This window comes from Stenotrophomonas sp. (assembly GCF_031995405.1).
Lineage (GTDB): Bacteria > Pseudomonadota > Gammaproteobacteria > Xanthomonadales > Xanthomonadaceae > Stenotrophomonas.
Genome location: NZ_DAMAGC010000073.1, coordinates 13962 through 20738 on the forward strand (window position 1 = coordinate 13962; position 6777 = coordinate 20738).

The following is a 6777-nucleotide window of genomic DNA, read 5'->3' on the forward strand; positions in this document are numbered from 1 at the left end:
GCGAGTATGCGCGCGGTTCGGTCGATGGCGGGACCAGGTAGCGATCGCGCAGGTCGGTCTGTCGCGAACGCATCGGCATCGCCCGGCCGCCCAGCCACACCTGCTCGGCGTAGTGGCCCACGTCCAGCGGGTCGCCTTCCCACAGCACCAGGTCGGCCAGCTTGCCGACCTCGATCGTGCCGATCCGATCGCCCACGCCCAGCACCTGGGCCGGTACCCGGGTCAGCCCGGCCAGACCGTCCTGCCAGGGCAGGCCATTGGCCACCGCGTTGCCGGCCAGCTGGCGCATCCTGCGCGCGTTGTGCGAGGCGTCCTCGCGCTGGGCGAAGCTGACCTGCACGCCGGCCGCACGCAGGCGTGCGGCGTTTTCCAGGGTGGCACCGAGCTGGTCGAAGGTGGCCGGCAGGTTGCCCAGCGCGTCGACGAACACCGGCACCTTGGCCTGCGCCAGCTGCGGTGCCACGCGCCACGCCTCGGCGCCGCCAGCAAGGGCGATGTTCACTTTCTCGCGCGCCGCCCAGCGCAGCAGCTGGCGGATGTCGGCCGCGCGGTCGACCTGTACCACCAGCCGACCGTGTCCGCCGAGGTAGCGGGCCAGCGTGGCGCGGCCGGCCGGGGTGAGCAGCGCATGCGGCGAGTCGGCGGACACCCGGCCGCGCGCTTCGCTGACCATCTGCTCCAGCAGCATCCATTGCGCCGCGCGCGAGTTGCCGGTCAATTCGGCGCCGGATGCACCCAGACGGAGGTACAAGGCCAGAGGCCCGATCGGATCGGGGCTGCCATCCAGCCGCACCACGCCACCCTGGCCGGCGATGAAGCCGCCGCCGCTGTTGGCCCCCAGCGCGGTGAAACCGATGCCGTCCAGGCGGGCAACCGGGATCAGCACCGAGTCGGGGTTATAGGCCAGGCTCACATCGAATTCCGGCCGCAGTGGCTGGTCTTCCAGCTTCAGCGTGCTGTCCACCGTGGCCGACTCGCCGGACACTTCCTCGATACCAATATCGGTGATGCCACCAAACAGCGCCGGGGTCAGCGGCTTGCCGCCGGCCTCGACCACCGGGATGCCCGCCGGTGCCGACAGACCCACGCCGACCGCACGGATGGTGCCGCCCTGGACCAGTACGTCGGCGTGCTCCAGGCTGCCGCGCGCGCTGGCGGTGTGCACCGTGGCATTGCGTACCAGCAGGTCCTGCGCCTGCACCGGCAGCGCCGCCAATACCAGCAAGGCAGTGCCGAGCCATGCCCGGCAACGCGCGGAAACACTCGGAGACCGCCTCATGGCCGCACCTCCTGGCCCAGCATGAAGTCCGACAGCGGCTGCCGCCGCGCATCGTGGCGGTCGTAGACCTGGTGGCCGTCGATGTAGACCTGTTCGGCCTGTGCGTAGGAACTGAAGGGGCTGCCGTTCCACACCACCACATCGCCCATCTTGCCAGCCTCCAGGCTGCCGGTCTGCTTCTCCACGCCCAGGGAGCGTGCCGCGTTCAAGGTCAGCCACATCATCGCGCGCTCCGGCGTGATCACGATGCCGGCGCGGCGCGCGTTGGCGATCGCCTTGGCCGCTTCCTGGTTGAGCCGCTGGATGCCTTCGGGGGAATCGGAATGCACGATCGCGCAGCTGTTGGCAGGGCGGTCCACCAGCGCGATATTGTCCTGGATGCCGTCGAAGGCCTCCATCTTGAAGCCCCACCAATCGGCCCACAGCGCGCCGCACACGCCCTCGGCGGCCAGTCGGTCGGCCAGTTTGTAGGCCTCCACGGCATGGTGGAAGGCGGCGATCCTGAAGCCGAATTCCTTGGACAGATCCAGCATGGTCGCCATTTCGTCGGCGCGGTAGCAGTGGATGTGCACGCGGATGTCGCCCTGGATCGCACCGGCCAGCGTGTCCAGCTTGAGGTCGCGCTTGCCGCCCGCATCGCCGGCACTGTCGCCCTTGTCATCGCCACCGAACCAGCGCTTCTTCTGCGGCTTCTTCGGCGCGTTCTTCGCCAGATACTCGCTGGCATCGATGAAGGCGGCACGGTACCCGGCCACGTTGCCCATCCGCGTTGACGGGGCCACGCCTTTGCCGCCGCCGTAGACGCGCTTGGGGTTTTCGCCGCAGGCCATCTTCAACCCCCACGGTGCACCGGGGAATTTCATGGCCTGGTAGGTCGTGGCCGGCACGTTCTTCAGGGTGACGCCGCGGCCACCGACCAGGTTGGCCGAGCCCGGCAGCACCTGCATCGCGGTGACGCCGCCGGCGAGCGCCGCGGCGAAGCCCGGATCCTGCGGCCACACCGAGTGCTCGGCCCACACGTTGGCGGTAACCGGCGCGGTCATCTCGTTGCCGTCGCTGTGCGCACCCACCCCGGGGCTGGGGTACACGCCCAGGTGCGAATGCACGTCGATGATGCCGGGCGTGACCCACTTGCCGCGTGCATCCACTTCGCGCGCATCGGCGGGTGCGGCCAGCGCCGTGCCGACGGCGGCGATACGGCCATCGCGCAGCAGCACGTCGGCCTGTTCCAGGCGCACGCCGGTACCGGTCAGCACGGTGGCATTACGGATCAGGACCGGCGCCGAGACGATCGGGGCGTAGGTGCTGGGGTAGGGATCCTGCACGAACCGCGAGGCTGCCGGCGCCGACGGCGCGGCAAGTGAAAACAGCGCCAGGGCCAACCCGGCGGTCAATCGTGTGCGCATGTTTCCCCGATGCGGCAAGGACGGATCGACCGACGCTAGCGGTTGCAGGCGGGCTTGCCAAGTGACGTAGCTCATGGAGGTGGGTTCTGGCATCGGCCGATGCGGGAAATCGCTGTGGGGGATTTCCTGATACCCATTTGCTCTGTCGATGGTTAGCGTATTCCTGTCCAGAATTCTGGATGACGCCTGGTTGTGTGCCACGCGTCGCACCGGAGCAGGCATCCGCCTGCGATGGTGCAAAGGACGTTGCATCGGTTGCCCCGCAGGGCGACCAACACGGACGTTGACCGGCGGCACTTCCGCTGTGTCGGCTTATGCCCATAAATTGTAAAAATTCTGTAAAAAATCGCTTACGATCAGTCAGCATGTCGTATGGAATGGCATGCATCTTCTGGTGTGGCTGCCGATATCCCTGCGGTGTCCCAGCCCGAATCACTTCAAGGAAGTAGACGTCAAATGACCTACGTATCGCGCTCCACCGCACGTCGCCGTCCCTCGCCGAGCCTGCTGGCATCGGCCATCACCGGAACCCTGCTAGCCGCCCTTGCGGTGCCTGCGCTGGCCAGTTCCTCCACCGACTCCCTGAGCACCTACCAGCAGCAGCGCGCGCTGCAGCGGGCGGCCTTCAGCCTCGACCTGCCGGCGGCCAATGTCGCCAATGTCGCCAATGTCGGCGGCATCCGCATCACCGCCGCGCCGACGCCCGGCCCGATCAACGGCACCCCCGGCAATCCCGAGAGCTGGCGCAGCACCGAGTTCGACGCCGACTGGGGCCTGGGCGCCATCAACGCCGACGCCGCCTATGCGCGCGGCCTGACCGGCAAGGGCATCCGTCTGGGCGTGTTCGACAGCGGCACCGGCCTGCAGCATGACGAGTTCGCCGGCAAGGACCATCGCAGCATCCATCTGGCCGATGTGCTGCCCGATGGCAGCCTGTGCGCCCGTGAAGTGCTGGACGGCCCGGATGCCTGCTTCGTCAGTGATGGCGACCAGGTGGCGGTGACCTACAACTTCCTGGATCCGGTCGAAGAGGCGCTGCTCAATCGCAATGGCATCTACGAAGGGGCGAGCTACGAGGTTCACGGCACCCACGTGTCCGGCACCATCGCGGCCAACCGGGACGGCAAGGGCACGCACGGCGTGGCCTTCGGCTCGGACCTGAGCGTGGCACGCCTGTTTGCCAACAGCGCTGCCTACCTGAGCGTGGTCCGCACCCCGCAGGGCGCCTATGTATCGGCGCAGACCGTGGCCGCGATCGGCGCGTCCGATTCGGTGTTCCCGCAGCTGTATGCGCAGCTCAACGCGCATGGCGCACGCGCGGTCAACCATAGCTGGGGCCTCAGCAGCGAGCCGGACAATCTGGAAGACCTGGACATGTACCTGGCGCATCCGGTGTTTGAGAACCAGCTGGCCGCAATGGCCGACGGCTCGCGCAGCAGCGGACTGATCCAGGTGTGGGCTGCCGGAAACACCGACGCGGTCAACCCGTCGCCGGAAGAAGCCCCGATTGCCGGCATGTATGCCTCGTTGCCGCGCGCGGTCGCCGACATCGAGCCGTACTGGCTGTCGGTGGTGAACGTCAACGAAAACCTCGAGCTGAGCAACCGCTCCATGCGGTGCGGCCAGACGGCCAACTGGTGCCTGGCGGCACCGGGTTCCAATATCACCTCCACCGTCTACGGTGCCGACTCGCAGATCGACGCTGACTTCTACGACGACAATGGCAACCTGGTCATCGAAATCAACGGCCAGACGCCGACCTATGGCTACGAAGACCTGACCGGCACCTCCATGGCTGCCCCGCACGTCACCGGCGCGCTGGGCCTGCTGTTCGAACGTTTCCCGTACCTGGACAACGCGCAGGTGCGCGATGTGCTGCTGACCACCGCCACCGACCTGGGTGCTGCGGGCGTGGACGACGTCTACGGCTGGGGCCTGGTGAACCTGGCCAAGGCCATCGAAGGCTACGGCCAGCTGCGCGTGGACACCAACGTGGTGATGAACCAGAAGGCCGGCGGCCTGAAGGTGTGGGAAGGCGATGCGTGGGACGACTGGACCAATGACATCGGCGGCCCGGGCAAGCTGACCAAGTCCGGCATCGGCTGGCTGCGCCTGAGCGGCGACAACAGCTTCAACGGTGCGATCATGCGTGAGGGCATCCTGGAGCTCAACGGCGTCAACGCGCTGACTGCTTCGCTGGATGTCACCGGCGGCCAGCTGCTGCTCAACGGCACCCTGCGCGACATGACCTTCAACAGCATCGGCGGCAACAGCCGGGTGACCGCCACCGGCGTGCTGGACAACACCGATCTGAACATCAGCGGTGGCGTGGTGTCCTTCAACGGCGTGCAGACCGGCGGTGCCACCGTCGTCGGCGCCAAGGGTGCGCTGCAGGGCATCGGTCGCCTGGGCGACACCCGCGTGGAAGGCATCATCGCGCCCGGCAACTCGATCGGCACGCTGACCATCGACGGCAACTACGTGCAGACCGCCACCGGCGTGTACCTGGCCGAACTGGCCCCGGGCAGCCGCAGCGACCAGCTGCACGTGACCGGGACCGCTACGCTGGACGGCACCCTGAAGGCGCTGCCGGAAGTGGGCACCTACTATCTCGGCGAGCAGTTCAACTTCCTGCAGGCCGACGGCGGCGTCAACGGGCGCTTTGCGACCGTGGACTTCAGTTCGTTCTCGCCGTTCCTGCAGTTCAACCTCGGCTACGGCACCGGCGGCGTGCAGATCAACGTCGCCCGCGGCAACGCGCTGGCCAGCGCCGCGGTGACCGCCAACCAGCTTGGGGTGGCACGCAGCGCCGACGGCCTGGCGCTGAACCAGGGCCTGCCCAAGCCGCTGACCCAGCTGTTCCCGGCGCAGGTCGGTGCGGCGCTGGACGGCCTGAGTGGTGAACTGCATGCCGCCGCGCCGATGGCGCTGGTGGAAAGCAGCCGTTACCTGCGCGATGCCGCGCTCAGCCGCAGCCTCGCTGCACGTGCCCCGGGCGCCGGCGAAGAAGCGGTGACCGGTGCGTGGGTGCAGGCCATCGGCGGCAGCGGCAAGCTCGACGGCGATGCCAACGCCGCCCGGACCGAAAGCAACAGCAACGGGCTGCTGGTCGGTGCGGACCACCAGTTCGGTGGTGGCTGGCAGGTGGGCGGGCTGATCGGTACCGGGCGTACCGACAGCAAGCAGGGCCAGGGCCGTCGTGCCCGCGCTGAAATCGACAACACCCACTTCGGTGCCTATGTCGGCAACCAGTGGGGCGGTTTCGGCCTGCGCGCCGGCCTGGGGTATACCCGCCATGAGGTGGACAGCCGCCGCGAACTGGCCTTCGCCGGTTACCAGGACACACTGACCGCACGTTACGACGCCAAGACCCGCCAGCTCTTCGTCGAAGGTGCGTACCGGATCGGCGACGCCGAAGCCGGCCTGGAGCCGTACCTGCAGGTGGCCCGCGTCGAGGTGGACGTGGACGGCATCAACGAGCAGGGCGGTGCCGCGGCGCTGCACGGCAACGTGGGCGACACCCGCAGCAACATCGGCACTGCCGGTGTGCGTTTCGACCGTGGCCTGAAGGCCTCCTGGCAGCAGGAAAGCTGGCTGCACGTGCGCGGTGGCGTCGGTTACCGCCGCGCCTGGGGCGACCGTAGCCAGGTCGCCGACCTGGCCCTGGCCGGTGGCAGCAGCTTCACCGTCAGCGGTGCGGCCATCGCCGACCACGCGGTGGTCGCCGAGCTGGGCCTGTCGGCGTGGCTGAGCCCGCGCAACCAGCTGGAACTGGGCTACAACGGCCAGTTCGGCAGCGAGTCGCGCGATCACGGCGTGACCGCACGCTGGTCCGTGCAGTTCTGATCGGGCACGACCGGTAACGGGAAAAAGGCGGCCAATGGCCGCCTTTTTCTTATCCGTCTCTGCGCCACGTTGCAGAAACGAGGCGCGTCGAGAGCTTTCCAGGCACTGGTCGGTGGGTCGGGCGCTGGGCGCCCATGCCCTTTCCGGCGAATGTCCTCCGGCGTCGGCCTGCGGCCGCCGCCTCCCCCTTTATTTCGCCTCCAAGGGCATGCGGGGCAAAGGCTTATCGCTTGCTTGTTGCTGCTC

The 6777-nt window shown here is 68.1% G+C and carries 3 protein-coding genes; 1 reads left to right on the forward strand and 2 read right to left on the reverse strand.

The annotated features are described in order from the left end of the window. Both RTO53_RS13220 and RTO53_RS13225 read right to left on the reverse strand, forming a co-directional pair. Positions 1-1279: amidohydrolase family protein (locus tag RTO53_RS13220; protein ID WP_312238215.1), on the reverse strand; the 1279-nt coding region annotated here is incomplete at its 3' end. Then, complete coding sequence (locus RTO53_RS13225) at positions 1276-2685, reverse strand: amidohydrolase (protein ID WP_312238216.1); 1410 nt, start codon at positions 2683-2685, stop codon at positions 1276-1278. The genes RTO53_RS13225 and RTO53_RS13220, both read right to left, overlap by 4 nt. Before the next feature lie 456 nt (positions 2686-3141). On the opposite strand from RTO53_RS13225, the gene RTO53_RS13230 reads away from it, so the two are divergent. Then, the gene (locus tag RTO53_RS13230; protein WP_312238217.1) at positions 3142-6531 is read left to right on the forward strand and encodes an autotransporter domain-containing protein; all 3390 of its coding nucleotides are present in this window, start codon (positions 3142-3144) and stop codon (positions 6529-6531) included. Positions 6532-6777: the final 246 nt, after the last annotated feature.